The 25,508-nt window shown below is 68.3% G+C and carries 25 protein-coding genes (1 of these 25 only partly in view); 7 read left to right on the top strand and 18 right to left on the bottom strand.

All coding sequences use genetic code 11. The features are described from left to right. Positions 1-23: 23 nt before the first annotated feature. From ppa to ACFWZ1_RS15255, 6 genes are all read right to left on the bottom strand, one after another. Positions 24-557: an inorganic diphosphatase gene (gene ppa / locus ACFWZ1_RS15280; RefSeq protein WP_231321754.1), complete on the bottom strand. Its 534-nt coding sequence runs from the start codon at positions 555-557 to the stop codon at positions 24-26. A gap of 261 nt (positions 558-818) precedes the next feature. Continuing rightward, complete coding sequence (locus tag ACFWZ1_RS15275) at positions 819-1,649, bottom strand: 2OG-Fe(II) oxygenase (protein WP_439667063.1); 831 nt, start codon at positions 1,647-1,649, stop codon at positions 819-821. Positions 1,650-1,695: 46 nt separating this feature from the next. Further along, complete coding sequence (locus tag ACFWZ1_RS15270) at positions 1,696-3,807, bottom strand: prolyl oligopeptidase family serine peptidase (protein ID WP_439667062.1); 2,112 nt, start codon at positions 3,805-3,807, stop codon at positions 1,696-1,698. 257 nt (positions 3,808-4,064) lie between these two features. After that, complete coding sequence (locus ACFWZ1_RS15265; protein WP_231326064.1) at positions 4,065-6,101, bottom strand: sodium-translocating pyrophosphatase; 2,037 nt, start codon at positions 6,099-6,101, stop codon at positions 4,065-4,067. Between the two features lie 201 nt (positions 6,102-6,302). Continuing rightward, positions 6,303-6,614: an RcnB family protein gene (locus ACFWZ1_RS15260; protein WP_439667061.1), complete on the bottom strand. Its 312-nt coding sequence runs from the start codon at positions 6,612-6,614 to the stop codon at positions 6,303-6,305. Positions 6,615-6,743: 129 nt separating this feature from the next. Then, positions 6,744-8,006 carry a 6-phosphofructokinase gene (locus tag ACFWZ1_RS15255; protein WP_439667060.1) on the bottom strand — a complete coding sequence of 421 codons (1,263 nt, stop codon included), beginning with the start codon at positions 8,004-8,006 and terminating at the stop codon, positions 6,744-6,746. Between the two features lie 171 nt (positions 8,007-8,177). Between ACFWZ1_RS15255 and ACFWZ1_RS15250 the strand changes: the two genes are divergently transcribed. Both ACFWZ1_RS15250 and mpl read left to right on the top strand, forming a co-directional pair. After that, positions 8,178-8,762, top strand: coding sequence for an adenylate kinase (locus ACFWZ1_RS15250; protein ID WP_439667059.1), 585 nt, complete (start codon positions 8,178-8,180; stop codon positions 8,760-8,762). 186 nt (positions 8,763-8,948) lie between these two features. After that, the gene (gene mpl / locus ACFWZ1_RS15245) at positions 8,949-10,319 is read left to right on the top strand and encodes a UDP-N-acetylmuramate:L-alanyl-gamma-D-glutamyl-meso-diaminopimelate ligase (protein ID WP_231321744.1); all 1,371 of its coding nucleotides are present in this window, start codon (positions 8,949-8,951) and stop codon (positions 10,317-10,319) included. A gap of 100 nt (positions 10,320-10,419) precedes the next feature. Here the strand turns inward: mpl and ACFWZ1_RS15240 are convergent, their stop codons facing one another. Together ACFWZ1_RS15240 and ACFWZ1_RS15235 are read right to left on the bottom strand one after the other, a co-directional pair. Continuing rightward, positions 10,420-11,823, bottom strand: coding sequence for a hypothetical protein (locus ACFWZ1_RS15240; protein WP_439667058.1), 1,404 nt, complete (start codon positions 11,821-11,823; stop codon positions 10,420-10,422). Beyond that, a complete protein-coding gene (locus ACFWZ1_RS15235) occupies positions 11,820-12,743 on the bottom strand; it encodes an ABC transporter ATP-binding protein (protein ID WP_231321740.1) in 924 nt (307 codons plus the stop codon). The genes ACFWZ1_RS15240 and ACFWZ1_RS15235 overlap by 4 nt, the downstream gene beginning before the upstream one ends. A 124-nt stretch (positions 12,744-12,867) precedes the next feature. Between ACFWZ1_RS15235 and ACFWZ1_RS15230 the strand changes: the two genes are divergently transcribed. Next, entirely contained in the window at positions 12,868-13,689 is an 822-nt protein-coding gene (locus tag ACFWZ1_RS15230; RefSeq protein ID WP_231321738.1) for an SDR family oxidoreductase, read from the top strand. A gap of 145 nt (positions 13,690-13,834) precedes the next feature. Beyond that, on the top strand, positions 13,835-15,181 hold the full coding sequence (locus ACFWZ1_RS15225; RefSeq protein WP_231321736.1) for a sigma-54 dependent transcriptional regulator: 1,347 nt from the start codon (positions 13,835-13,837) through the stop codon (positions 15,179-15,181). A 38-nt stretch (positions 15,182-15,219) separates the two neighbouring features. Here the strand turns inward: ACFWZ1_RS15225 and ACFWZ1_RS15220 are convergent, their stop codons facing one another. From ACFWZ1_RS15220 to ACFWZ1_RS15195, 6 genes are all read right to left on the bottom strand, one after another. Then, complete coding sequence (locus tag ACFWZ1_RS15220; protein ID WP_439667057.1) at positions 15,220-16,539, bottom strand: hypothetical protein; 1,320 nt, start codon at positions 16,537-16,539, stop codon at positions 15,220-15,222. A gap of 47 nt (positions 16,540-16,586) precedes the next feature. Further along, a complete protein-coding gene (locus ACFWZ1_RS15215; RefSeq protein ID WP_439667056.1) occupies positions 16,587-17,354 on the bottom strand; it encodes a hypothetical protein in 768 nt (255 codons plus the stop codon). A gap of 15 nt (positions 17,355-17,369) precedes the next feature. After that, complete coding sequence (locus tag ACFWZ1_RS15210; protein WP_439667055.1) at positions 17,370-18,071, bottom strand: C39 family peptidase; 702 nt, start codon at positions 18,069-18,071, stop codon at positions 17,370-17,372. Between the two features lie 119 nt (positions 18,072-18,190). Beyond that, on the bottom strand, positions 18,191-19,186 hold the full coding sequence (locus tag ACFWZ1_RS15205) for a hypothetical protein (RefSeq protein WP_231321732.1): 996 nt from the start codon (positions 19,184-19,186) through the stop codon (positions 18,191-18,193). A 28-nt stretch (positions 19,187-19,214) separates the two neighbouring features. After that, entirely contained in the window at positions 19,215-19,805 is a 591-nt protein-coding gene (locus tag ACFWZ1_RS15200; RefSeq protein ID WP_231326059.1) for a hypothetical protein, read from the bottom strand. A 47-nt stretch (positions 19,806-19,852) separates the two neighbouring features. Then, a complete protein-coding gene (locus ACFWZ1_RS15195; RefSeq protein WP_439667054.1) occupies positions 19,853-20,347 on the bottom strand; it encodes a hypothetical protein in 495 nt (164 codons plus the stop codon). A gap of 337 nt (positions 20,348-20,684) precedes the next feature. Here ACFWZ1_RS15195 and ACFWZ1_RS15190 point away from each other — a divergent pair, with 337 nt between their 5' ends. Together ACFWZ1_RS15190 and ACFWZ1_RS15185 are read left to right on the top strand one after the other, a co-directional pair. After that, a complete protein-coding gene (locus ACFWZ1_RS15190; protein WP_439667053.1) occupies positions 20,685-21,929 on the top strand; it encodes an acetylornithine/succinylornithine family transaminase in 1,245 nt (414 codons plus the stop codon). Continuing rightward, complete coding sequence (locus ACFWZ1_RS15185) at positions 21,926-22,345, top strand: VOC family protein (protein WP_439667052.1); 420 nt, start codon at positions 21,926-21,928, stop codon at positions 22,343-22,345. Before ACFWZ1_RS15190 ends, ACFWZ1_RS15185 begins: the two co-directional genes overlap by 4 nt. A gap of 6 nt (positions 22,346-22,351) precedes the next feature. On the opposite strand, the gene ACFWZ1_RS15180 is transcribed toward ACFWZ1_RS15185, so the two are convergent. The 3 genes from ACFWZ1_RS15180 to thiE are packed head-to-tail and all read right to left on the bottom strand — an operon-like array spanning position 22,352 to position 24,890. Continuing rightward, positions 22,352-22,948, bottom strand: coding sequence for an HAD family hydrolase (locus tag ACFWZ1_RS15180; protein ID WP_439667051.1), 597 nt, complete (start codon positions 22,946-22,948; stop codon positions 22,352-22,354). A 17-nt stretch (positions 22,949-22,965) separates the two neighbouring features. Further along, the gene (hemL, locus tag ACFWZ1_RS15175; RefSeq protein ID WP_439667050.1) at positions 22,966-24,255 is read right to left on the bottom strand and encodes a glutamate-1-semialdehyde 2,1-aminomutase; all 1,290 of its coding nucleotides are present in this window, start codon (positions 24,253-24,255) and stop codon (positions 22,966-22,968) included. Next, a complete protein-coding gene (gene thiE / locus ACFWZ1_RS15170) occupies positions 24,252-24,890 on the bottom strand; it encodes a thiamine phosphate synthase (RefSeq protein WP_439667049.1) in 639 nt (212 codons plus the stop codon). Before thiE ends, hemL begins: the two co-directional genes overlap by 4 nt. Before the next feature lie 89 nt (positions 24,891-24,979). Here thiE and ACFWZ1_RS15165 point away from each other — a divergent pair, with 89 nt between their 5' ends. Continuing rightward, complete coding sequence (locus tag ACFWZ1_RS15165) at positions 24,980-25,174, top strand: rubredoxin (RefSeq protein ID WP_231321720.1); 195 nt, start codon at positions 24,980-24,982, stop codon at positions 25,172-25,174. A 204-nt stretch (positions 25,175-25,378) separates the two neighbouring features. Here ACFWZ1_RS15165 and ACFWZ1_RS15160 read toward each other — a convergent pair whose 3' ends face one another. Continuing rightward, on the bottom strand, positions 25,379-25,508 hold the final stretch of the coding sequence (locus ACFWZ1_RS15160) for a DUF192 domain-containing protein (RefSeq protein ID WP_439667048.1). The gene runs 323 nt beyond the window's last position; the window shows 130 of its 453 coding nt (coding positions 324-453); its start codon lies off the right edge, out of view; it ends in the stop codon at positions 25,379-25,381.

Below are 25,508 nucleotides of genomic sequence, written 5' to 3'. Positions count from 1 at the left end.
CGGCGCGCCTCGGGCAAAGCGGTTTACTTCGCGGCTTTGTAGCGCTCGACGCCGGCAAGGATCTCGGCCTTCGCTTCCTCGGCGCCGACCCAACCATCGACCTTCACCCACTTGCCCTTCTCCAGGTCCTTGTAGTGCTCGAAGAAGTGGCCGATGCGCTCGAGCCAGTGCGGCGAGACGCCCTTGATGTCGTTGATGTGCGCGTAGCCGGGGAAGATCTTCGGCGCGGGGAGCACGATCAGCTTCTCGTCGCTGCCGGCTTCGTCGGACATCTTGAGCATACCGACCGGGATGCAGCGGATCACCGAGCCGGGGATCAGCGGCAGCGGCAGGATCACCAGCGCATCCAGCGGATCGCCGTCGCCGCCCAGCGTGCCCGGCACGTAGCCGTAGTTGCACGGGTAGCGCATCGGGGTGGACAGGATGCGGTCGACGAAAATCGCGCCGCTTTCCTTTTCCACTTCGTACTTGACCGGTTCGGCGTCCTTGGGAATTTCGATGACGACGTTGATTTCGTCCGGCACGTTGCGGCCGGCGGGGACGTGATGCAGACCCATGGGAATCCTTCGGGGGGAACGAAAAAGCGAGGCGCGAAAGGATACGGCAAACGCTGCTGCAATGCAGCGAAGCGAGCGGCGGCTGTTTAGCGGGCGGCTATTCGAGGACATGCCAAAAAGCGTGTCATGCCTCTCGCTCGAGCCTGTCGACACCTCCTTGCCAGGCAGAGATGGGTTCGATCCTGGGGTTCGAGGCGCTTCGACCTCGCCGGCGGCTACGCTCAGCGCGAACGGGTGCTGGAATCGCCCGTCGCAGCCCGCTTATCGCAGAGGCCGCTCGCGCAGCCACTTGGTGGCGATCCATTTCTCTCCGCGGATCACCGGCAGACCGGCATGCAGCGAGCTGGTGTCGCCGCCTTCGTAGGCGAAATAAACGGCTGAACCGGTCTGCGCGGTGACCGTCAGCCCGACGTTCGGGAACGCGGTGCCGCCGCCTTCCTCGGGCGTGTTGAGGTACATCACCACGCTCGCGATGCGCTGGCCGCCGCGCGCCGTCACCGCCGCGTAGCCTGGCTGGGTGGGGTCGAACCAGTCGTAGTGCGGCTCGTATTCCTGGCCGGGCAGGTAATGCAGCACCTGCAGGCCCTCGCCGTGCTCGACCGGAAGGTCGAGCAGCTTGGCCAAGCGTGCTTCGATGTTGCGCACCAGCGGCGTCTCGCCGAGCTTGAAGAACATCCCGGCGCTGGTGCGCCGCTCATCGACCTGGTGCCTGCCGTCGTCGGCCACGGTCATCGCGCGATCCAGCCTGGGTCGCGCCGACTCGATCAGCGCGGCGCATTCGCCGGCATCGAGCAGGCCTTCCAGTACGCGCATGATTGGCGCCTCCATGCCGGCGCTCACACGCACCTCATGGCCGTCGACGGACAGCCCCGGTGCGGCCGGCGCGCGGGTGCGCCGCCCGCCGGGCGCGCTGGCGTTGATCGAGCTCAGCGGGATCTTCAGCACCTCCGCCACCGCGCTGCGACATTGCGCGGGCGGATAGCCGGCGTCCTTGAGCAGCTTGAGGACTTCCGGCACGCCGTGGCCCGCGCGAGCGGTGGCAAGGATCCACTCGCGCAACTGGGGGGCGATGTTGCCGGAAGAAGCCTTCATGAGCTCGATGCGGTGGGTTGCGGCGGCCGGGCGGCCGCCGGACGCCTCATTTTACGTGCCGCCACAGCCAGGTGTATTCGAGCGCGTGCATGAAAGCCGACTGCTTGTTGTCCGCCGCGCCGCCGTGGCCGCCTTCGATGTTCTCGTAGAAGTCCGCGTCGTAACCCATCGCCTGCATCTTCGCTGCCATCTTGCGCGCGTGCGCGGGACCCACGCGGTCATCGCGGGTAGAGGTAGTGAACAGCACCGGCGGGTACGCCTTGCCCGGCCGGGCGTTCTCGTACGGCGAGAAGGTCTTGATCCAGGCCCACTCGGCCGGCTTGTCCGGATCGCCGTACTCGGCCATCCAGGATGCGCCTGCGGACAGATGCGTGTACCGCTTCATGTCCAATAGCGCGACCTGGCTGACGATCGCGCCATAGAGCTGAGGATAGAGCGTGAGCATGTTGCCCATCAGCAGGCCGCCGTTACTGCCGCCCATCGCGGCCAGGTGCTTCGGCGAAGTGACCTTGCGCTGGATCAGGTCTTCCGACACCGCCGCGAAGTCCTCGTAGGCGCGCAGGCGATGGGCTTTGAGCGCGGCCTTGTGCCAGCGCGGGCCGTATTCGCCACCGCCGCGGATGTTGGCGATCACGTAGACGCCACCGTGCTCCAGCCAGGCACGGCCGATGCTGCCGCTGTAGCTCGGCTGCAACGAGATCTCGAAGCCGCCGTAGCCGTATTGCAGCGTGGGATTGTTGCCGTCGAGCTTCAGCTCCTTCGGCGCGATCTCGAAGTACGGAACGCGGGTACCGTCCTTCGAATGCACGAAATGCTGGCTGACCTGGTATTTCGAGGCGTCGAAGAAGCCCGGGCTGTGCTTGATGGCCTCGGCATCGCCGTTGCCGAGCGTGCCGTAGTACAGCGTGGTCGGCTGCAGGAAACCGGTGACCGTGAGGAAGTAGTCGTCGCTTTCGTCCGCGTCGATGCCGCCGGCGTCGATCGAGGACAGCGACGGCGCGCCACGGAGCGGCTGGCGCTTCCATTCGCCCGGTTGCGGGGTGAGCACTTCGAGCCGGTTCACCACGTCGTCCATCACGTTGAGGATCAGGTGGTGGCGCGTCCAGGAAAAGCCGTCCAGCGCGGTGGTGTCGGTCGGCTCGAAAAGCACGGTGACGTCACGCTTGCCCGCCATGAAATCGTCGAAGTTCGTCGCCAGCAGCGAGCCGGCCTTGTAGGTGTGGCCGCCGATGGCCCAATCGCTGCGTGGCTCGATCAGCAGCCACTCGCGCTCGACGCTGGTTTCGGCGTCGGTGGGCACGTCGATGCGCGTGAGCTTGCCATCCTTGCCCAGCAGGTAGCTCTCGCTGTCGTAGAAGGCCAGTGCGCGCTGCAAGAAGCTGCGCTCGTAGCCGGGCGTCAGATCACGGTAGGCACTGACCGCGAGATCCTCCGACTTGCCCTCGTAGATCGTCTTCGCCTCGGCCAGCGGCGTGCCGCGGGTCCACAGCTTGGCGATACGCGGGTAGCTCGATTCGGTCATCGAGCCGGGACCGAAGTCCGTGCCCACGAAGATGTGGTCCTGGTCGGCCCAGGCCACCTGGCTCTTGGCTTCGGGCAACATGAAGCCGCCCTCGACGAACGCCTTGTCGTGCAGGTCGAACTCGCGCACGACGTCGGCATCCGCGCCGCCGCGCGAGAGCGAGAGCAGACAGCGGCGATAGTCGGGCTTCAGGCACTGCGCGCCATGCCAGACCCAGTTCTCGTGCTCGGTCGCGGCCAGCGCGTCCAGATCCAGCACCGTTTCCCAGGCCGGGTCCGCCTTGCGGTATTCGGCCAGCGTCGTGCGCCGCCACAGGCCCTTGGGGTGGGACTTGTCGCGCCAGAAGTTGTAGTAGTGCCCGCCCAGCTTCTCCACGAAGGGGATCCGCTCGTTCGAGTCGAGCACTTCGAGCAGTCGGGCATCGAGCCGCTTGAATTCGGGCGACTGGGCGTAGTCGGCGACCGTGGCCGCATCCTGCTGCTTGACCCAGTCCATGGCGCGGATGCCATCGATGTCCTCGAGCCAGAGGTACGCGTCGTCGGTGGTGTGTGCGCCGATCGGCGCGGAGGTCTGTGCGTGTGTCATGCCTGCCAGTGTGAGGCCCAGCGCAAGGGCGAGCCAGCGTGTGTGGGTCATGTCGGATATCCCCTGTGGAACGGGTGAGTGTGGCCGTTGGGGCGATGCAGTGCCTGTGAGGGAAGTCGGGCGCGCCTTGCTCCCTCTCGCCTCCGGAAGGCGGCTGGGACGTGAGCGTGGCCTCGCGGGGAACCTTGCTAGTGCGTCCCACAAAAGCGAAGGCCCGTGAAGGGCCTTCGGCAGTGGGTCAGTCGCAAGAGCGGCCCGTTCCCCGATCCTCTCCCCCGGAGAAGAGAGGGAGCGGGTTCGAGGCGGCCCTACAGCAACGGGATCAACAAAAGCGCCACGATGTTGATGATCTTGATCAGCGGATTGACCGCGGGACCGGCGGTGTCCTTGTAGGGGTCGCCCACGGTGTCGCCGGTGACCGCCGCCTTGTGGGCCTCCGAGCCCTTGCCGCCGTGGTTGCCGTCCTCGATGTACTTCTTGGCGTTGTCCCAGGCGCCGCCGCCGGTGGTCATCGAGATCGCCACGAACAGGCCGGTGACGATGGTGCCGATCAGCACGCCGCCGAGCGCCTTGGGCCCGAGCAGCAGGCCAATCACGATCGGCACCGCCACCGGCAGCAGCGAGGGCACGATCATCTCGCGGATGGCTGAGCGGGTGAGCATATCCACCGCGCGCGAGTAGTCCGGCTTGCCAGTGCCCTGCATGATGCCGGGAATGTCGCGGAACTGGCGGCGCACTTCCTCCACCACCGCACCGGCCGCGCGCCCGACCGCTTCCATCGCCATGGCGCTGAACAGATACGGGATCAGGCCGCCGATCAGCAGGCCGATGATCACCATATGGTCGGACAGGTCGAAGGCGAAGGTCTGGCCCGCGTTGTTCACGGCCAGGTTGTGCGTGTAGTCGGCGAACAGCACCAGCGCCGCGAGCGCGGCCGAGCCGATCGCGTAGCCCTTGGTCACCGCCTTGGTGGTGTTGCCTACCGCATCGAGCGGGTCGGTGATGCCGCGCACTTCCGGCGGCAGGTCGGCCATCTCGGCGATGCCGCCGGCGTTGTCGGTGATCGGGCCGTAGGCGTCCAGCGCCACGATCATGCCGGCCATCGAGAGCATCGAGGTGGCGGCGATGGCGATGCCGTACAGGCCGGCCAGGTAATGCGCGCCCCAGATCGCAGCGCAGACCACGATCACAGGCCACGCGGTCGACTTCATCGACACGCCCAGGCCCGCGATGATGTTGGTGCCGTGGCCGGTGGTCGAGGCCTGCGCGATGTGCCGCACCGGCTTGTACTGCGTGCCGGTGTAGTACTCGGTGATCCACACGATCAGGCCGGTCAGCACCAGGCCGATCAATGCACACCAGAAGATCGCCATGCTGTCGATGCCGCCGTCGGCGGTCGGCAGGCCCTGCGGGAGCAACTCGCGGGTGACGAACCAGAAGCCGATCGCCGAGAGCACCGCCGAGACGATCACGCCCTTGTACAGCGCGCCCATGATCGAGCCGCCCTCGCGCACCTTGACGAAGAAGGTGGCGATGATCGAGGCGATGATCGATACGCCGCCGAGCACCAGCGGGTAGAGCACCGCGTGCGGGTCGTTGGCGAACATCAGGCCGCCCAGCAGCATGGTGGCGATCACCGTCACTGCGTAGGTCTCGAACAGGTCGGCGGCCATGCCGGCGCAGTCGCCGACGTTGTCGCCCACGTTGTCGGCGATCACCGCCGGGTTGCGCGGGTCGTCCTCCGGAATGCCTGCCTCAACCTTGCCGACCAGGTCGGCGCCGACGTCCGCGCCCTTGGTGAAGATGCCGCCACCCAGGCGCGCGAAGATCGAGATGAGCGAGCTGCCGAAGGCCAGGCCGACCAGCGGGTGCAGCGGGTCGGGCACGTGCAGGGTGTTGAGGATCAACCAGTAGCCGGTCACGCCCAGCAGCGCCAGGCCGACCACCAGCATGCCGGTGATCGCGCCGCCGCGGAACGCCACGTCCATCGCGGCCCGCATGCCGCTGCGCGCGGCCTCGGCGGTACGCACGTTGGCGCGCACCGAGACATTCATGCCGATGTAGCCGGTGGCGCCGGAGAGCACCGCGCCGATCAAAAAGCCGATCGCCGTGTACCAGCTGAGGAAGAAGCCGATCAGAACCAGCAGGACGATCCCCGCCAGCGCGATGGTCCCGTACTGGCGATTGAGGTAGGCGCGAGCGCCTTCCTGGATGGCCGCGGCGATCGCCTGCATGCGTTCGTTGCCAGCCGAGCGGCTGAGAACCCAGCGTACCGAGACCAAACCGTAGAGAATCGCGAGGACCGCGCACCCCAGCGCGATCCACAACCACATACCGTCCTGCATCTGCATTCGGTGCCTCCCCAGGTGAGTGGATACCGCGACAGGCGGGTTGCCTCACGGGCAGCTCGCCCCAATGCCGCTTCGACAGCGGCCTCGGCGAGTATAGGCAGGGGAGATGTGATTGATCGTTGTGCGCCGCAGCGGGCGCCGGAAACGCACGCGGCCGGGGCGAAACGCCCCGGCCGCGTCAGGGCCCACGAAGGCTCAGTTGAGCACGTAGTCCAGGATGATGCCGGTGGCGATGGCGACCAGCACGTAATCGTTGTTGTCGTCGCGCACCCAGTGATAGCCGCGCGGCGGCGGGCGCAGGCGGACGCGCTCGTAGTCGTGGATGACCACGACCGTGCCCTCGTAGCGGCTCCCGCGCTCCCAGTGGTGATGGCCGTGGCCGTGCCAGCCCTCGTCGTGGCCGTGCTTGTCGTGGCCGCGCCCGCGGCCGTGATCCTGGTCGGCCAGCGCCGCGCCACTGGCGGCAAGCAGCGGCAGGGCAAACAGGGCGCTCAGCAGGAATTTCATCGTGTCTCTCCCTTGGCCGGGCGCGGGGCCCGGGTGATTCGCAGCGTAGGAATCTGCGACTGAACGCATGGTAGCCACCTCCACACGGCCTTCACGTGACGCTCAGCAAGGAAACGGGTGCCTGTCGCCTCAGGGAAAGGCAGGCAGGCGCCTGGCTACCGCCACGTTGCGCAGGGAAACGTAGGCAGGCAGGCCGTCCTTGCCGTAGGGCGGCGGTGCCTCGCCGCGGATGAGCGGCGACAGGTAGCGGCGCGCGGCGTCGGTGATACCGAAACCGTCGCGGCGGACAAAACTTCTGGGCAGTTTCTTTTCGCGGTTGGCGATCTTCTTCAGCTCCGCCGGCTCGATTTTCCAGCGGTAAGGGGAGTCGGAGGTACGCACGATCACCGGCATCACCGCGTTCATCCCGGCCAGCGCGAACTCCACCGCCGCGCGGCCGACCGCGTAGGCCTGCAGCGCGTCGGTAGCCGAGGCCAGGTGGCGGGCCGAGCGTTGCAGGTAATCAGGCAGCGCCCAGTGCACCTTGTACTTGAGCTTGTCCTTGACCAGTTGCGCCAGCACCGAGGCCGCGCCACCCAACTGCGCGTGGCCGAAGGCATCGCGCGTGCCGCCCTCGGCGAGGAAACGGCCAGCCGCGTCGCGTACGCCTTCCGAAGCGACCACTGTGCACCAGCCCACCCGCTCGACCGTGTCCTGGACCTTGGCCAGGAACGCCGCTTCCTCGAACACGTTTTCCGGGAACAGGATCACGTGCGGCGGCGCGTCCGGGCCTTCGCCGGCGAGGCCGGCGGCGGCAGCGATCCAGCCGGCGTGGCGGCCCATCACTTCCAGCACGAACACTTTGGTCGAGGTGTCGGCCATCGACGCCACGTCCAGGCTGGCCTCCAGTACCGACACGGCGGTGTACTTGGCCACCGAGCCGAACCCCGGGCAGCAGTCGGTCACTGCCAGGTCGTTGTCCACCGTCTTGGGCACGCCGATGCAGCGGATGTCGTAGCCCATCGCCTTGCCGAGCTGGGAGATCTTCAGTGCGGTGTCGGCCGAATCGTTGCCGCCGTTGTAGAGGAACCAGCGGATGTCGTGCGCGCGCAATACCTCGATCAGCCGCTCGTACTCGGCGCGGTTGTCCTCCAGCGACTTGAGCTTGTAGCGACACGAGCCAAAGGCGCCGCCGGGCGTGTGGCGCAGCGCGGCGATGGCGGTTCTCGACTCTTTCGTCGTATCGATCAGCTCCTCGCGCAACGCGCCCAGGATGCCGTTGCGGGCCGCGTAAACCGGCACGCCCCGCGCGCGCGCCGTCTCGATCACCCCGGCGGCGGTGGCGTTGATCACCGCGGTGACCCCGCCGGACTGTGCATAGAGCAGTCGGCCGGAACGGGAAGCAGGACTCATGGCGATCTCCTTGGCAAGCTCGGGCATGTACCCTTGAGAAACAGCGACTTGCCGCGCATCGGAGCGCGGCTCGGTTTGACGCTACCGGGTCCAGACGGTACTTTGACGCCCCTTGGGTGAAATCTGACGAACCGCCGCAGCGTGCGTGCGGACCACACGCCCTGGAGCATTATGCGACTCGTCCTACTCGGTGCGCCCGGTTCGGGCAAAGGCACGCAGGCCGCGCGGCTGAAGGCCGATCTCAACGTACCGCACATTTCCACCGGCGACATGCTGCGTGCCGCGGTCGCTGCGGGTACGCCGCTGGGCGTGAAGGCCAAGGCGGTGATGGATGCCGGCCAGCTGGTCTCCGACGACATCCTGCTCGGCATGCTGGAAGAGCGCCTGGCGCAGGACGATGCGCGCAACGGGTTCATCCTCGACGGTTACCCGCGCAACCTGGCCCAGGCCGACGCGCTGGACCATCTGCTCTCGCGCATCGGCCAGCCGCTGGACGCCGTGGTCAAGCTCGAGGTGCCCAACGAGGCAATCGTCGGCCGCTGCCAGATCCGATTCCAGGCCGAGAACCGCGCCGACGACAATCCCGACACCGTGCGCAAGCGCCTGGGCGTCTATGCCGAACAGACCGCGCCGGTGGCTGATTTCTATGCCAAGCGCGGCAAGCTGCAGGTGGTCGACGGCGTCGGCGAGCTGGACGAAGTGACCGCGCGCATCAAGCGCGCGCTGGAAAGCGAGTCGGCCGCCGCCAACGGCTGACGCAATCTGCTCCCGCTGCCCCTTCTGATCAGGCACGGGGGCAAGGATCGGGGCGAGGGGCGGCGAAGTGAGAGCTTGCCGCCGTTTGAAAGCTCCGCTCACCGCAAGCCCGACACCCTCACCCCCAGCCCCTCTCCCGGCGGGAGAGGGGAGCCCAACTGGCGAGAGGGAGGGGTTTCGAAACGCATGCGTCTGCACATCCTCGGCATCTGCGGCACCTTCATGGGCGGCGTCGCCGCGCTCGGCCGCGAACTCGGCTTGACCGTGGAAGGCTCCGATGCCGCTGTCTATCCACCGATGAGCACCCAGCTCGAAGCCCTCGGCATCCGTCTGATGGACGGCTATACGGCCGCGCACCTCACGCCCCCGCCCGACCTGGTCGTGGTCGGCAACGCGATGACCCGCGGCAACCCGGCGGTAGAGCACATGCTCGATGCGCGCCTGCGCTACGTGTCGGGCCCGCAGTGGCTGGGCGAGACCGTGCTGGCCGGACGTGAGGTGCTGGCGGTGGCCGGCACCCACGGCAAGACCACCACCACCAGCCTGCTGGCCCATTTGCTGGACCACGCCTCCAGAGATCAGGCAGGGCTGGCGCCGGGTTTCCTGATCGGCGGCGTGCCGGGCAACTTCGGCGTCTCCGCACGGTTGGGCGACCAGGCCGCGCCGTTCGTGATCGAGGCCGACGAATACGACACCGCCTTCTTCGACAAACGCTCGAAGTTCGTGCACTACCGCCCGCGTATCGCCATCCTCAACAACCTCGAATATGACCACGCGGACATTTTCCCGGACCTGGCCGCGATCCAGCGACAGTTCCACCACCTGGTCCGCACCGTGCCGGGCAATGGGCGGCTGATCGTCAACGCGCACGACACGAACCTCGCCGACGTGCTGGCGATGGGGTGCTGGACGCCCGTGGAGACGTTCGGGATCGGCCAGGGCGACTGGCAGGCGCGGCTGGTCGAGACGGATGGTTCGGTATTCGCCGTGCAGTACCGGGGCGAGACGATCGGCGAGGTACGCTGGTCGCTGCTGGGCAACCACAGCGTGCTCAATGCGCTCGCTGCGCTGGCCGCCGCCAGCGCGTCCGGCGCCGACCCGCGCGCGCTGCTGCCCGCGTTCGCCACCTTCCAGAGCGTCAAGCGACGGATGGAACTGGTCGGCGAAGCCGGTGGCGTGCGCGTCTACGACGACTTCGCCCATCACCCGACCGCGATTGCGACCACGCTTGCCGGCCTGCGCGCCAGGGTCGGCAAGGCGCGCATCCTGGTCGCGCTGGAGCCGCGCTCCAATTCCATGAGGTTGGGCGCGCACGCAGCGGGACTGGCGCCCTCGCTGGCGGATGCGGACGCGGTGGTATTCCTGCACCGCCCCGAGTTGCCGTGGGATGCCGCTCGCGTGACCGAGGCGCTGCAGGGCCGTGGCCGGACGGCGCCGACGGTGGATGCCCTGGTCGAGGCCCTGCGTGCGCAAGCGCGTCCGGGCGACCACGTCGTGTTCATGTCCAACGGCGGTTTCGAGAACGCGCCGCGCCGCTTCGTCGACGCGTTGAACTAGCCTGTTCCCTCCTTCGGCGGATGCTGGGGTGGGAACAAGGCTTGCGGAAAAGTGTTGCGAGCCGCGTCCTACAGCCCGCCCGGGCAGAGAGCGCAAGCCATCACGCCAGCGGCGCGTCGAAGCAGGGCTCGCGTCGCTGGTACTCACGCTGCGCCGCAAACCAAACGCCGAGTCCGAAGCCCAGCGTCAGCAGCGCCAGCAGCCCGCCGCCGAAGAGGTAGCCCAAGACGTCGATCAGCCAGACGCCAGCCCAATACGTTGCCATGGTGCCGATCAGCACGGCCGCGTTGACCAGGTGCCGGCCGACCGCGTTCTGCGGTCCGATCAGATGCACCGCCAGCGCGACCAGGCCCCCACTGGTGGCGACGATCAGCGTCACCATCAGCATCAGCCCCGGCTGCGCAGCATGGGTCAGCACGATGCCCAGCACGGTGTACGCCAGGGCGGTGACGGTGCCGACCGGCACCAGCACCGTCAGGGCGTCGGCGAGCGCCCGCTGGTACTCGATGCGCGTGACCGGGGCCAGCGTCAGGTACAGGTCGGCCAGGTTGGGACGCATGCGCGCCATGCCGCGGCCGATCTGCGGGAATCGCGCCAGCGCGATCAGCACGGCGTAGGCACCCACCACGGTCGCGTTGAAATGCTTCCGGTGCAGGGCGACCACCACGTACAGCGTTGCGAACACCGCCATGATCGCGATGCGTAGCCCGATCGCCGCCACGTTGTCGTGCGGCAAAAGCAGCCGGCGTACGAGCGTGCGGCGCCGTGCAGCGGTCGGCTGTTCGCGGTAGCGGATCAACGCGCGCTCCATCGCCCGTTGCGCGATCGCGTCGAACCAGCCCTCGAAGCGCCGCCCCAGCGCGCTGCGCCGGGGCGCCGTCTCGGCGCTGGCGTTGCGTCCGAGGCTGAGTCCCTCCAGCGGCGAGGTGTCCGGCGGCCGGTCGGTCACCCGCAGCATGGGATGCAGCGCTAGCCGGAGAAGCAACACGGCCAGGAGCAGCAACAACGGCAAGGTAAGCGGCGAACGCCACGCGTCGTGCACGATCGCGCCGACCAGTCCCGGCATCCAGCCGGCGAGCACCAGCAGTGGCCAGAACAGCAGGCTCACCCAGCGTTCCACGCCCATCGCGAAACCCATCGCCCCGGCGAGCAACAGCAACGCGCTCCCGAGCGGCACGTGCGGCACGCCCATGATCAGCGCCAACATCGCCGGCAGGCCGACCCAGACCATGGCGTCGAGCAGCCCGAAGGCCGCCAGATGCCGGCGGAACGCCGGCAGCAGGAAGGTCTCAGGCTTGCACGCGCTGCGCAATGTGGTGGCCAGACCCAGATGCCAGAACCAGCTGCCCATCGCGAGCAGGCCGGCGGCCAGTGCCGCGCCATCGGCGTGCGGCGTCATCCACGCCAGGCAGCCCAGCGCGGCCAGCCACAAGAGATGAGCAAGCACGCCCAGCAGCGGCATCTGCCGGCTCGGCAGCAGCCACAGCTGGACGATCGCCTTCATGCCAGTTCCACGAACAAGTCCTCCAGCGTGGGCATCTCGATGCGCAGGCTGGCGTCCTCGTCCTTGGCCAGTTGATGCAATCGCTCCGCTGGCACGTCTTCCAAGAGCAGGTGCAGGCTGGCGCCGGCGATGCGTGACTTGATCACGCCGGCCAGCGCCGGCGCCGTCGTCCAGCCGGCCGGGCGACTGAGGACGGCGTGGGAGAGCCGCGCCTTGAGTTCGGCCAGCGGGCGGGTGAACTGGATATGGCCGTCGCGCAGTAACGCGATGTCAGCCTCGGCCCGCTCCAGGTCGGCGGTGATGTGGGTCGAAAAGATCACCGTCTTGCCCGGCCCGCGCATCAGCGCGAGCAGTTCGGCCATGAAGGCGCGCCGCGCCTGCGGATCGAGGCTCGCGACCGGTTCGTCCAGCACCAGCAGATCCGGTTCCGGCGCGATCGCCCGCACGATGGCGAGCTTCTGCCGCTGCCCCTGCGAGAGCCGGCCGATCTTCTGTTTGGGGTCGAGCTCCCACTCCCGCAGCAGGCGCTCCGCCAGCGCGTGGTTCCAGCGCGCGTAGAAGGCGGCGGTGAAGTCGAGATACGCGTGCACCTTCATCCACGGGAACAGCTCAAAGTTCTGTGGCACGAAGCCGACCCTGTGCAGCCGCTCGCCGCCCGGTTCGGTCATCGGCGCGCCGAACAGTTCGATCGTGCCCGCGTCGATCGGCGCCAGCCCGAGCAGGCAACGCAACAGCGTGGTCTTGCCGGCGCCGTTGCGGCCGAGCAGACCGATCACGCGCCCGGCCGGCACTTGCCAGTCCACCCCGCGCAACACCTCGCGACCTTCGAAGGCCTTGCGCAGGCCGTGAACGCGCAGGACCGGCGCGGCCGTGGCAGCGGCAACCGCGGGAGGAGCAGGAAAGGGCAAGAGCGTGGCCATCGGCGGAAGTTCCGGTGGAGGCCGTCGCACTGTGGAGGCATGCGGCACGATCGTCCAGTGATGGTTGTCATCCGGGTCGGCGTCGCCGGCGTATCCTGCCGTTCCCCGGGACGCATGCATCGCTATGGACACCACACTGGCCGGCAAAACCCTGTTCATCACCGGCGCCTCGCGCGGCATCGGCCTGGCGATCGCCCTGCGCGCGGCGCGGGACGGCGCCAACATCGTCATCGCCGCCAAGAGCGGCGTGCCCAACCCGAGGCTGCCCGGAACCATCCATACCGCCGCGGCCGCCGTGGAGGAGGCGGGCGGCAAGGCGCTGGCTCTCAAGGTGGACATCCGCGAGGAGGACCAGGTCAGGGACGCCGTGGCGCAGGCGGCCGAACGCTTCGGCGGCATCGACATCCTGGTCAACAACGCCAGCGCGATCTGGCTGGCCGGCGTGGAAGGAACGCCGATGAAGCGGTTCGACCTCATGCACCAGGTCAACACGCGCGGCACCTTCCTGGTCACCCAGGCCTGCCTGCCGTTCCTGAAGCGCGCGGCCAATCCGCACGTGCTGATGCTGGCGCCGCCGCCCAGCCTCGATCCCAAATGGTTCGCGCCGCACACGGCCTATACGATCGCCAAGATGGGCATGAGCCTGTGCGTGCTGGGCATGAGCGCCGAGTTCGCACCGCTGGGCATCGCGGTCAACGCGTTGTGGCCGCGCACGGTGATCGCCACGGCGGCGATCGGCATGATCGAGGGCGTGCGGCCGGAACAGTGCCGCCGGCCCGAGATCGTGGCCGACGCGGCCCATGCCGTCCTTACCCGCCCGGCGCGGGACTACAGCGGGCATTTCGCCCTCGACGAAGACGTTCTGCGGGCGCGAGGAGTGGTCGATTTCGACCCGTACGCGGTGCAGCCGGGCGCGCCCCTCCTGCCGGATCTCTTCCTGGATTGACTTCTCCTTCACGGAAGTTGTCGTTAGGTCCTCCACCCGGTTTTGTGATATTCATCACAGTCCGCCGCCCCCGGACGGGGCGGCATCGCAGCCGGTAATCACCGGCTGATCGACACAGGACATCCGTTCAGGGGCGGAGGTGGCGATGACCGCGGCATTGGCATTACCCAGGCGCTGTGTCGTCTGGTTCGGACGGCCCGACGGCGCCGAACGCAACGGACTGGCGCGTTCAGGTTGGCCGGTGCGCGTGGCCGACGTGCAGGCCAGCGGCGTGGGCGCCCGCAACGGCGATGTCGTGGTCGCACTGGCCGACCTCCGCCAGGGAGACCTGGACACGCTTGGAGCGATGGAGGTCATGGTTGCCGAGCATCCGGGCGTGCCCTGGATCGCGCTGGTTTCGCCCGAGACGCCCGCGCACGAGCCCCGCGTGACATCGATCCTGCGCGACTGCATGGCGGTGTTCACCAGCCCCATCGACTTCCCGCGCCTAAGTGAGGCGCTCGATCGCCTGGCCGTGGGCGGGATGCCCGCCCGCAGCGAACCGGACATGCCCGGCCTGGTCGGCACCAGTGACGCGATGCGGGCGCTGCGGATCGGCCTGCGCAAGTATGCGCCGGTGGACCTGCCGGTCCTGATCACCGGCGAAACCGGCACCGGCAAGGAAGTGGCCGCGCGCGTCATCCACCAATTGTCGCCGCGGGCAGGGCGGCCGTTCGTCGCGATCAATTGCGGAGCGCTGCCGGGCAACCTGGTGCAGTCGGAACTGTTCGGCCACGAACGCGGCGCGTTCACTGGCGCCACCACCCGCCGCATCGGCCATATCGAAAGCGCCAGCGGCGGCACCGTGTTCCTGGACGAGATCGGCGACCTTCCACTGGACGCGCAGACCAGTCTGCTGCGATTCCTGCAGGAGGGCACCATCGTGCGGGTCGGCAGCAGCCAGAGCCTGCATGCGGACGTGCGCGTGCTGGCGGCCACCCACGTGGACATGGAAAAGGCGGTCGCGTCCGGCCGGTTCCGCCAGGATCTCTACTACCGGCTCAACGTGCTGCGCGTGCAGATGCCGGCACTGCGCGAACGCGGCGGCGACATGGAACTGCTGGCGCAGCACTTCCTGGACGCCTTCCGCGAACAACACGACTGCCGCGCGCTCGCCTTCAGCGCGGCCGCACGCCGCGCGCTGCGCGCATTCCATTGGCCAGGCAACGTGCGGGAACTGGTCAACCGGGTGCAACGGGCCGCCGTGGTCGCCGAGGATTCGTTGATCAGCGTGCACGACCTAGACCTGCCCGTGCGTCCGGGCCATGCGCCGGCCGCGCTGGAACGCGTGCGCGTGTCGGCCGAGCGCGATGCGCTGGTCGCGTGCCTGCGCGAGACCCGCTTCAACGTCAGCGAATGCGCGCGGCGGCTGGGCATCGCCCGGGTCACCGTCTACCGCCTGTGCAAGAAGCACGGCCTGGCGCTGGACGAGCTGGCGCAGGCCGCGCCCTGAGCAGCTTTGACCGGGTCGTCCGACCCGGTCCGCCGCGGCTAGAACATGTAGGGAACCTTGAAGCTCAGGCTGAAATCCGGCGCGTCCGGCGTCAGCCCGATGCCGAGCAGGGTGACCAGCGTGGTGTGCTGGCTCAATGCATGGGTCACGCCCATGTTGAAGGTGGCGGCATGGGCGTCCGAACCGATCACCTTCGACCAGGGCGAGCCCTTGTAGCGCAGCGAGGCCTTGGCGCTGAGCTTGTCGGCGAAGGACAGGCTCAGGCTGGTGCGCTCGTTGAACGCGAAGGCCACGCCCGCACCGAAGTAATAGGTGTTGCCGAGCTTGACCGTGCCCGGGTTCCGCGTTTCCGGATCGGTATTGATGTCGTCGAAGTCGCGCGATTTCGAGTAGATGTAGCCGAGGTTGGCGAACACGATCGCTGGGTCCATGGTCTTGACCGCCGACAGGCCGAGGTTCGCCTGCCATACGCCATTGCCGGTGGGTTGCTTGTCCGGGACGGCGAAGCTGATGTACTGGTCGTCGTCGCGCTGCAGCACCTTCCAGTCGATGCCGTAGGGCGATTGCCCGGTCGGCGCGGTGATGCCCAGGGTCAGCACCGTGTCGGGCCGCGAGCCGGTCTCGTCCAACAGCTTGTAGTTGGCGCTCAACCCGATGTCGCCCAGGCCCGCGCCGGTGGTGTCCTCCTCCGCGATGGCCGCCGCCGAACCGCCCGCGCCGCCCTTCTGGTAGACCGTCTTGCGGTAGAGGTAGGGCACGTCCAGGTTCAATGTCAGGCGCGGACTGACGCCGTAGCGCGCGGCCAGGTTGTAGGTGAGCGAGTCGGACTTGACGTCCTCGATGGCGATGTTGCCCAGGAAGATCGCATCCAGTGCGAGGAAGCCGTTGAGCGTGATCTGGCTGCGGTCGTAGCGGGCGTAGCTGACGCTGTTTTCCAGCGTGAACTTGCGGTCGAACAGCGCGTGCTCCTGCTGCAGCGCATCCTTCAGGCTGCGGGTGGGCGCTTCCTGGCGCGCGGCTTCGGCCTGGGCGGCGCTGCCGGCACGTGTACCTTCGTCGGCCGGCGGCGTGCCGGCCTGCGCCACCCGGTCCGTCGGTGGCGTGCCGCCCGGTGCAGGCAGCGAGGGTGGCGCGGTCTTGCCGGCCAGTTTCGCCTGTAGCGCCTGCACCTGCATGTCCAGCTCGCGAAGCTGGCGTACCTGCTGCGCGTAGCTGGCCTTCAGCGCCTGCAGCTGGGCCAGCAAGGTCTGCACCTGGGCTTCGTCCTGCGGCATGGGCGCCGCCTGGGCGGCGAGGTCGAAGGGCAGGCCGATCAGCAGCCCGCAGGCCACGGCGGTGGCTAACAAGGTCTTGTGCATGGTGTTGCTCCCCTGGACCGGAGGCGTGCCGGGCGGTGGCGCGCGCTTCAGTTCCCTGCAATGCCTCGGGTGAGGCCGATCGCCTGCGCCACATTCAGCGCAAGCGGCGTGTTGGCCGATGACACCTGGCGTACCAGGTCGATCTCCAGCCGGTTGCTCACGCTCTGGCCATCCGCGGCGAGCTGCACGCTCTGGCCGAGGCTGCCGTTGCGGATCCATTGCTGCACCGTGCCCTGGCCGTCGATGGACAGTTGCACGCCGGCGGACTGGCCGTCGAAGCCGACCGAGACGTTCGCGTTGCCGTCGCTCACGCTGGCGCCGCCGGTTCCGGTGGCCCTACCCGTGGTGGCGGGCGCGTTACCGTTGCGGATGGTCAACCGGGCCACGTTGCTGGCGAGGTTGCCGTCGCCGGCCACCTGCACGCTTTGCAGCAGGCCGCCGACGTTGGCCAGCCCGCTGCCATCGACGCTGCGGGTGCCGGTGGCGGGCATCGGTACCGGGGCATCGGCCTTGGTGAGGGTCACGCTTGGGGTGAAGTTGAGCGTGGGCTGGCCGTTCCCATTGCCGAAATCCATGCCGAAGGCCAGCGTCCCCTGCAGCAGCTGGCCGCTGGCGGTCTGCCAGGTCGAGATCATGGTCACGCCGAACCACGCGACAGTGTGGTCGTCGACGGTGTAACGGCCACGCATGGCATTGAGCTCGGTGTCGGCAAGCTCGTGCAGCCCGGTGCCGGGTGCACTGTCGGCCGCGCGCGCGCCCAGCGCCGGGGCCAGCAGCAGCGCGGCGGCGAGAAAGGGGAGGGAACGGCGAGGCATGGCTTTAAGTTCCTCTCAGAACAGATCGGCGCTGCTGAAGCCGAAGTCGACCAGTTCGGCATCGGTAATGGGTCCTTGCCGGGCATACAGGGCACGCGCGCTGGCCTTGCCCTCCGGCTGCAGCAGCACCGTGTTGCGATCGAAGTCGTTGCCGATCACCACGAACACGGCCCGGGACGGCCAGGCCTGGAGGAATTCGGCGATGGAAACGCTGCGGTTGCCGAGCATCGGGTCGGCCAGTTCCACGGTATTGCCCTGGACCTGCTTGAGCACCACGAAATGACGGAAACCGCGCACGTCCATCAGCACCAGTCCGGGCACGCGCAGGCTGCGCAGGCGTGATTCGTCCACGCGGTAGCCGCGGCCGCGCATGCCCAATGCTTCCACGTAGTGCTTGATGTCCAGCAGCGAGAAGCCGCGCTGCTTGACCAGATTCTCGTCGGATAGACCCAGCATGCCCTGGATCACCACCGCCTCGTCCACGTCCAGGTGGTAGGCGTAGCGCAGGATCGTGGCCAGCGCGGCGGCGCCGCAGCTGTAGTCGGTTTCCTGCCGCACCAGGTTGCGGTAGCGCGCCTCCTGCATGCTCTCCACGGGATGTGCGTACAGCCCGCCATTGGGCAGCACGCCACCAAAGCGCACCTCGCCGGCGCGCGCGGAGGCCAGCGCGCCAAGCGCGAGGCTGCAGAGCAGGAAGGTGCGGGTCATCAGTCGCATGGATGTCACCAGTGGGAGGAAGTCCCCCCGGCCCGCAGGGGCCGGGCCGGGGGGTTCCATAGGAACCCGGCTGCGGACAGCCGGGTACCGCCCTCGTTGGCCTGCCTTGGCCGATGTTGTTACGGGCTGGGCTGCGCGACGGCGAGCGACAGGCTGTTGGCCTGCAGGTTGCCGGTGCCGGAGGCCACGTTCACGCCGATGTTGCCGGTCGCATGCTGGAAGGCATTGCCCGACAGGCTGGCGTCGTTGGTGGCGTTGACCACGACGTAGCGGGCGGTCTGCACGGTGCCGCACAGATCGGCCAGCAGGTCACTGGCGGAAACCTCGACGAAGCCCAGCTGACCCTGCTCCTGGCCCTGCGACTCGCTGGCGGTCAGGCCGCCGTAGAAGCCGGCCGGGAACGGTCCGACGGTCCACAGGCCGCCCTCGACGCCGTAGGAGGTACTGCTGGTCTGGCCTTGATAGCCACCCGCGCCCAGGCCCAGCGAGTAGCCCTGCACCGTGCCGCTCATGTGCACGGTGGTGGTGTCGTAGTACTTCTCCACGCGGCCGGCGTTGCTAACGATGTTGCCCGAGGAGGCCTGGTCCACGCTCACGCCGGCATGGGCGAACTTGGTCGTCGCGACCGAGGCGGCCAGCGCATTCTTCTGCTGGTTGTTGTTGCCCGAGGCGACGTTCACGCCGATGTTGCCCGAGGCCCAGCGGAAGGCGTTGTCGGTGACGTAGGCATCGTTCTTGACGCCTTCGTTCACGGTGACGTTGCCCATGCCGGACTGGCCGACGTCGATCTCGGAATCGGCCAGGCCGAAGGCGAAGTCGGCGTCGGTGGCGGCGAGCGCAGCGGCATTGTCCTGGGCATTGTTGTCGCCGGAAGCCACGTTCATGCCGATGTTGCCCGAGGCCTGGGCGGCCGTGCGGTCATCGATGGAGCTGGTGTTCTTCAGCTTGTTGTTGGCGGTGACGTTGCCGGTCACCGACTGGTTGTTGTCGACCGTGGCGACCGCCGCCGAATCGAACGGCGAGTGGTGTTGGTCGTGGCCATTCGCGAAAGCCATCGGGCTGCCGAACAGCGTGGCGACCGCCAGGGCGATCAGGGTCTTCTTGGATGCGTTCATGGTGTCCTCACTCCGATTCTTATGGTGGTCACCGCGGTAGCTCCGACACGGATAGCGAAAGGACGTTGCCCGTGGCATTGCCCGATCCCGCGGTCTGGTTGAGCTGCAGCACGCCACGGAAGCCCTGCATGGCGCCCGCGGCGACCGACACGCTGCGCGTGCCTTCGCCCGGTACGCCGGCGCCCGCTCCCGGCTGCACTTCTGCCGACGCCGAAACGGCAGCGGACAGGGATCCGTCCGTCGTTTCGCGTATGCCCTGGCTGGCCAGCGCCGCGGCGACCGCATTGAGCTGCGTGTTCGCCGTTCCGCTGGCCTGGTTGATCGATACGAGCCCGTGCGCCCCGGCGAGGACGTCGCCGGCGATGGTGGCCTGCGCGTGCGTGGGCGCATTGGCCTGGTTGCCAAGCGTTCGCTGGCGCGCGTCGATCCAGGCCTGCGCATCCGGCCCGGTGGCGAAGGCGCGCAGGTTGGCCTGGCTGTTGAGGTCGCCCGCCGCCAGGTTCACCGCGACGCTGCCGTCGGCACCCTTCAAGACATGGCCATCCAGGCGGCTGCTGGTGAGGTAGCCGAGCATGGCGGCGTAGTCGTCATCGCCCGCGCTGACGCCGGTGCTCAACATAGCCAGCGCGGCGAGAGAGGTGAGAACGGTCGCGCGGCGCATGGCGATCAATGCCCGGTGCCGAAGGGCAACTGCGCCAGCGCGCCCTGCACCTGGTCGCCGATGCCGCCGGTCGCGTTGCCGACCGCGCCGATCGGCGCCGCGACCGCGTTGCTCACGCCGTTGCCGGCCACCGTGTTGCTGCCGCCGCCGCGGACCAGCATGCCGTCGAGCGTCTGGCCCACGGTCGATTGCAGTTGCGCGGTGGGCGAGGGCGTGGCGCCCAATTGCGCGATGTCGTCGTCGGAAAGTTCGCTGCTGTCGAGCGAGGCGAAGATTTCGGGCTGTGGCGAGGGCGAGACCATCAGCGCCATCCCCGGCGGTGCCGGCCGCGCGGCCGGTCGCGTGGAGACCGTGCGCAACAACACGATGTCGCCCGGCCTGGCGTCGACCGCGCGGTGCGCATCCGCCGCATGGCTGGCGAACGGCATGCCGACCAGCGCGATCATGGCCGCGAACGGCGGGAGCGCGAGAAGGCGGTGGGGGGCGACTGCGGATTCCATGGCACGCTCGTTCCTTCGGTGAGAGCCCTGGTGGCAAGCGCCATGCCAAAGCTTCCGAAGGCCGCCAGACCGCGCCACTGCGCGGTTTTTGAGCGGATGCAGGCAAACGAATCCCGCACGGGTGTTACAGGCAGCCGCGCGCCGAGAGCCTTTCGGCGGTCGCAAGCCGCATAGAACCGGGCTTGGCGCGGGGTGTAACAGCAGTGATACACCTTGTGCGGCTGTTACAGCCGGAGCCGTTCGGGCCGCCGGGGTCGCGGTGCTAGCATGTGCGGGCGACGCCCCGGTCGCATTCCCACGCACGTTGCGACGGCGCCCGTGCGCCGACGGAGAGGCCATGTCCCCGCAAGACGCTCCCCTGATCGACCTGGCCCGGCGCTATTGGTTGCCGGTGTACCGTCCGCGCGAGCTCGTGCTCGACCATGGCGTCGGCGCGCGGCTTTGGGATACGCAGGGGCGCGACTATCTCGACTTCGGCGCGGGCATCGCGGTCAACAGCCTGGGCCACCAGGACCCGGACCTGCTCGCCGCGCTGACCGCGCAGGCGCACAAGCTCTGGCACAGCAGCAACGTGTTCTACACCGAGCCGCCGCTGAAGCTCGCGCGGGAACTGGTCGAGGTATCCGGCTTTGCCGAGCGCGTGTTCCTGTGCAACTCGGGGGCCGAAGCGAACGAGGCTGCAATCAAGCTGGTGCGCCGTTGGGCGGCCGCGCAGGGGCGCGATGCCGGGCGGCGCACCATTGTCACTTTCCGTGGCTCCTTCCATGGACGCACCCTGGCCACGGTGACGGCCACCGCGCAGCCGAAGTACCAGGAAGGCTACGAGCCACTGCCGGGTGGTTTCCGCTACATCGAGTTCAACGACGTTGAAGCGCTCCAGATGGCCTTCGCGCACGACGACGTGGCCGCCGTGATGGTGGAGCCCGTGCAGGGCGAGGGCGGCGTGCGACCGGCGGCCCCCGGCTTCCTCAAGCAGGTACGAGAACAATGCGACCGGCATGGGGCGTTGCTGGTGCTGGACGAGATCCAGTGCGGCATGGGCCGCACCGGCACCTTGTTCGCGCACGTGCAGGACGACGTGGCGCCGGACATCGTGACCTTGGCCAAGGCGCTCGGCGCGGGCTTTCCTATCGGCGCCATGCTGGCCGGTCCGAAGGTTGCGCAGACCATGCAGGTCGGCGCGCACGGTTCCACGTTCGGCGGCAATCCGCTGGCCGCTGCCGTGGCGCGCGTGGCGCTGGCCAAGCTGGGTTCGCCCGCGGTGCTGCTCAACGTGGAGCGCCAGGCCAACGAACTGCGTGCCAGCCTGGCGGCCATCGATGCCGACCTGGGCCTTTTCGATGAAGTGCGCGGCCGCGGCCTGATGTTGGGCGCGGCGCTGGCCGCGCCGCATCGCGGCAAGGCCGGCGCCATCCTCGACGTCGCCGCTGCACACGGTGTGCTGTTGTTGCAGGCCGGGCCCGACGTGCTGCGGTTGCTTCCGCCTTTGACCATCACCGACGAGGAACTGGCGGAAGGCCTGCAGCGCCTGCGCGCGGCATTCACCGACTTCCTCGCGACCCCTGCCGGAGACACGCCATGAAGTATCTGCACACGATGGTCCGCGTGCGTGACCTCGACGCGTCGCTGCGCTTCTACTGCGACGGCCTCGGTCTGCGCGAGGCGCGCCGCAAAGAGGTTCCCGAGGGCAAATACACCCTGGTGTTCCTTGCCGCGCCGGACAGCCCCGAGGTGGAGATCGAGCTCACCTTCAACTGGGACTCCCAGGAAGACTATGGCTCGGCGCGCAACTTCGGCCACCTTGCCTTCCGCGTGGAGAACATCTATGCCACCTGCCAGCGACTGAAGGACATGGGCTACACGATCCATCGCCCGCCGCGCGACGGACACATGGCGTTCGTCCGCTCCCCCGACCTGATCTCGATCGAGCTGCTGCAGGACGGCCACCTGTCGCCGCAGGAGCCGTGGTCGTCGATGCCCAACACCGGCAGCTGGTAGGCGGCCTCAGGCCAGGCCGCAGTTCGCCAGCGCGGAACGCAACTGCTCCAGGTCCGTGAAGTGGTGCGCGACCAGGCCGGCCTTGCGGGCGCCGGCGACATTCGCGTCGCTGTCGTCGACGAACAGCGTGGCCGCGGGCGGCATGGCCAGCGCCTCGAGGCATCGCAGGTAGGCAACGGGCGAAGGTTTCGGCGCCTGCAGCTGGGCCGAACAGAAGAACCGGCGTTCGAACAACGGCAGCAGTGTCGGCACGATCACCGGCCAGCGTTCGGCCATCAATAAACCGTTGTTGCTCAGCACGGCCACCGCGATCCCCTGATCGCGGAGCCGACCCGCAAGTTCAAGCACGGGCGGTCGGACGCGGGTTGCCGCTCGGCGCGCATCGACCCAGGCCTCCGCATCGACGTCGCGATCGAGCTCGCGCCCAAGCGCCGACAGATAGGTGGGTGCATCGAGCAGGCCGGCGTCGGCGGCATCCTCGATGCCGGACGCGTAGATCGCCGCGTGCACGGCTTCGGCCCGGTGCCCGAGATGCCGCGCGAAGGTTTCTACCCGCCTGCCGCGATCGTAGTCGGCGAGCACGCCGTCGAGATCGAACAGCACGCAGCGAATGGCTGTACTCACCCCTGTTGCCTGGCCTCGCGCAGCGCGCCCCGGGCGGCTTCCAGCGTGTCCGCGATGTCCTTCTCGCTGTGCGCGCTGGACAGGAATCCCGCCTCGAACGCGCTCGGCGCCAGGTAAACGCCGCGCTTCAACATGCCATGGAAGAAGCGATTGAACAGCGCCGCGTCGGCCGCCGTGGCCTGTGCGTAGCTCGTCACCTTCTCGCCCGTGAAGAACAGCCCGAACATGCCGCCAACCCGGTTGGTGGTGAACGGCACGCCTTCGGCGTCTGCCACCGCCTGCAGGCCGTCGCAGAGCAGCCGCGTGCGTGCGGCCAGCGCGTCGTAAAAGCCCGGGGCCTGGATCAGTTCCAGCATGGCCAAGCCTGCCGCCATGGCCACCGGATTGCCCGAGAGCGTTCCAGCCTGGTAGATGGGGCCGGCTGGCGCGACCTGCTCCATCAGATCGCGCCGCCCGCCGTAGGCACCGACCGGCATGCCGCCGCCGATCACCTTGCCGAAAGTCGTGAGATCCGGCGTCACGTCGTAATGCGCTTGCGCGCCACCCAGCGCCACGCGGAAGCCGGTCATCACCTCGTCGAAGATCAGCAGCGCGCCGTGGCGCGTGCACAGCTCCCGCAGGCCCCTGAGATAGCCGTCCGTCGGCGGGATGCAATTCATGTTGCCAGCGACCGGTTCGATGATCAGGCCGGCGATGTCGGCCCCGTGTTCGGCGAACAGGGCCTCGGCCGCCGGCAGGTCGTTGTAGGGCAGGGTGAGCGTCAGGTCGGCGGCTGCCTTGGGCACGCCCGGCGAGGTCGGCACGCCGAAGGTCAGGGCGCCGGAGCCGGCCTTGACGAGAAAGCTGTCGCCATGGCCGTGGTAGCAGCCTTCGAACTTCACGATCTTGTTGCGCCCGGTCGCGCCACGCGCCACCCGGATGGCTGACATCGTTGCCTCCGTGCCGGAGTTGACCATGCGCACCATTTCCACCGAAGGCACCAGACGCGTGATCGTCTCGGCCATGGCCACCTCGGCCGGGGAAGGCGTGCCGAAGGACAGGCCATCGCGCACGGCGCGCTCGACGGCTCCGCGTACGTGTGCATGGTTGTGACCGACGATCATCGGGCCCCACGAACCCACGTAGTCGATGTAGCGCGTGCCCTCCACGTCCCACAGGTAGGCGCCGTCGGCGCGCGCGGTGAAGAAGGGCTCGCCGCCGACCGATTTGAACGCGCGCACCGGCGAATTGACGCCGCCGGGCATCAGCCGCTGCGCGCGCTGGAAAAGTTCATGGTTGGTGGTCATGGATGGGACTCGCTGGAAGGGAAACGGTAGAGGTCGGCCAAGCGGCGCGCGGCCGCGCGCACGTCGGTGGCGCCGAACACGGCCGAGATGGCCGCGAGGTAGTCGGCGCCAGCGTCGACCAGGGCCGCGCCATTCTCGGGTGTGATGCCGCCGATCGCCACCCGCGGCACGCCGAGTGCGGCGCTCTGCCTCAGCAACTCCAGGGGTGCCATGCGCGCGCGCGGCAACGTCGACGAGGGGAAAAAGGCGCCGAAGGAAACGTAATCGGCACCTGCCGAGACCATCCCGCGTGCGCGTTCGAGCGAATCGAAGCAGGACACGCCGATGATCGCCTGGGGACCAAGCCGATCGCGCGCGCTGGCCAGGTCCTCGGCTGTCTCACCGAGATGTACGCCAGCGGCGCCGACCGCCTGCGCCAGCGCGGCGTCGCCGTTGATCAACAGCGGCACGCCATGCTCGTCGCACAGCCGCTTGAGCGCCTGCGCTTCGGCATGGCGGCGTGCGTGGTCATCGCCAAGGTCGCGGTACTGCAGCAGACGTACGCCGCCGGCCAGCGCGTCCCGGACGACCTGCACCAGGTCGCTACGCGGACCATTGGTGATCGCGTACAAGCCACTTGATGGGAGATAGGGCATGGAAGTCCTTCTTTCAGGTCGCCGCGCTTTCGCTCGGGCGGGGGAGTTGCGAGAATGGCCCATTCAACTGCAGACGAAGACACGATCCGATGAGCACCGACGCCCAACCCCCCGCGACGCGCAAATGGATGTGCGTGGTGTGCGGCTTCATCTACGACGAGGCGCTAGGCGTACCCGAGGAAGGCATCGAGCCCGGCACGCGCTGGGAAGACGTGCCTGACACCTGGACCTGCCCTGATTGCGGCGCGACCAAGGACGACTTCGAAATGGTCGAGACCGACTGACGCGCGCCTCGCGCCTGTCATCAAACGGCCCGGTTCCGTCATCGTGCGGACCGGGCCGTCTGCTTTCCTGTCTCCGTACCCGGCACAGGAGACACCCGTGAAACAGTTCATTCCGTTCGAGGACGACTGGGCGGTGCTGGAGCGGCTCGACCCGTCGCGGTTGGTCCCCTACCAGGTGGGGCTTCCCTGTCAGCGCGGCGCCGGTCAGCGTACCGGACCGATGTCGCCTTCGACCTTCAGCTCGTCGCCTGATTCCACGCCGACGCGTCGTGCCGTCCCGGCAGGCAGCTCGAGCACGTAGCGCGCCGGCGCGTCGCTCGGATAACTCGGGCAG

Source organism: Frateuria sp. GZRe14 (genome assembly GCF_051900395.1).
GTDB lineage: Bacteria > Pseudomonadota > Gammaproteobacteria > Xanthomonadales > Rhodanobacteraceae > Frateuria_A > Frateuria_A edaphi.
The sequence above is the reverse complement of the archived record's forward strand: the minus strand, read 5'-3'. Positions and strand labels throughout refer to the sequence as shown.

Excerpts from the sequence above, each read along its gene's own strand:
- ppa (WP_231321754.1), bottom strand. The coding sequence starts at position 557 with ATGGGTCTGCATCACGTCCCCGCCGGCCGCAACGTGCCGGACGAAATC.
- ACFWZ1_RS15275 (WP_439667063.1), bottom strand. The coding sequence starts at position 1,649 with ATGAAGGCTTCTTCCGGCAACATCGCCCCCCAGTTGCGCGAGTGGATC.
- ACFWZ1_RS15270 (WP_439667062.1), bottom strand. The coding sequence starts at position 3,807 with ATGACCCACACACGCTGGCTCGCCCTTGCGCTGGGCCTCACACTGGCA.
- ACFWZ1_RS15265 (WP_231326064.1), bottom strand. The coding sequence starts at position 6,101 with ATGCAGGACGGTATGTGGTTGTGGATCGCGCTGGGGTGCGCGGTCCTC.
- ACFWZ1_RS15260 (WP_439667061.1), bottom strand. The coding sequence starts at position 6,614 with ATGAAATTCCTGCTGAGCGCCCTGTTTGCCCTGCCGCTGCTTGCCGCC.
- ACFWZ1_RS15255 (WP_439667060.1), bottom strand. The coding sequence starts at position 8,006 with ATGAGTCCTGCTTCCCGTTCCGGCCGACTGCTCTATGCACAGTCCGGC.
- ACFWZ1_RS15250 (WP_439667059.1), top strand. The coding sequence starts at position 8,178 with ATGCGACTCGTCCTACTCGGTGCGCCCGGTTCGGGCAAAGGCACGCAG.
- mpl (WP_231321744.1), top strand. The coding sequence starts at position 8,949 with ATGCGTCTGCACATCCTCGGCATCTGCGGCACCTTCATGGGCGGCGTC.
- ACFWZ1_RS15240 (WP_439667058.1), bottom strand. The coding sequence starts at position 11,823 with ATGAAGGCGATCGTCCAGCTGTGGCTGCTGCCGAGCCGGCAGATGCCG.
- ACFWZ1_RS15235 (WP_231321740.1), bottom strand. The coding sequence starts at position 12,743 with ATGGCCACGCTCTTGCCCTTTCCTGCTCCTCCCGCGGTTGCCGCTGCC.
- ACFWZ1_RS15230 (WP_231321738.1), top strand. The coding sequence starts at position 12,868 with ATGGACACCACACTGGCCGGCAAAACCCTGTTCATCACCGGCGCCTCG.
- ACFWZ1_RS15225 (WP_231321736.1), top strand. The coding sequence starts at position 13,835 with ATGACCGCGGCATTGGCATTACCCAGGCGCTGTGTCGTCTGGTTCGGA.
- ACFWZ1_RS15220 (WP_439667057.1), bottom strand. The coding sequence starts at position 16,539 with ATGCACAAGACCTTGTTAGCCACCGCCGTGGCCTGCGGGCTGCTGATC.
- ACFWZ1_RS15215 (WP_439667056.1), bottom strand. The coding sequence starts at position 17,354 with ATGCCTCGCCGTTCCCTCCCCTTTCTCGCCGCCGCGCTGCTGCTGGCC.
- ACFWZ1_RS15210 (WP_439667055.1), bottom strand. The coding sequence starts at position 18,071 with ATGCGACTGATGACCCGCACCTTCCTGCTCTGCAGCCTCGCGCTTGGC.
- ACFWZ1_RS15205 (WP_231321732.1), bottom strand. The coding sequence starts at position 19,186 with ATGAACGCATCCAAGAAGACCCTGATCGCCCTGGCGGTCGCCACGCTG.
- ACFWZ1_RS15200 (WP_231326059.1), bottom strand. The coding sequence starts at position 19,805 with ATGTTGAGCACCGGCGTCAGCGCGGGCGATGACGACTACGCCGCCATG.
- ACFWZ1_RS15195 (WP_439667054.1), bottom strand. The coding sequence starts at position 20,347 with ATGGAATCCGCAGTCGCCCCCCACCGCCTTCTCGCGCTCCCGCCGTTC.
- ACFWZ1_RS15190 (WP_439667053.1), top strand. The coding sequence starts at position 20,685 with ATGTCCCCGCAAGACGCTCCCCTGATCGACCTGGCCCGGCGCTATTGG.
- ACFWZ1_RS15185 (WP_439667052.1), top strand. The coding sequence starts at position 21,926 with ATGAAGTATCTGCACACGATGGTCCGCGTGCGTGACCTCGACGCGTCG.
- hemL (WP_439667050.1), bottom strand. The coding sequence starts at position 24,255 with ATGACCACCAACCATGAACTTTTCCAGCGCGCGCAGCGGCTGATGCCC.
- thiE (WP_439667049.1), bottom strand. The coding sequence starts at position 24,890 with ATGCCCTATCTCCCATCAAGTGGCTTGTACGCGATCACCAATGGTCCG.
- ACFWZ1_RS15165 (WP_231321720.1), top strand. The coding sequence starts at position 24,980 with ATGAGCACCGACGCCCAACCCCCCGCGACGCGCAAATGGATGTGCGTG.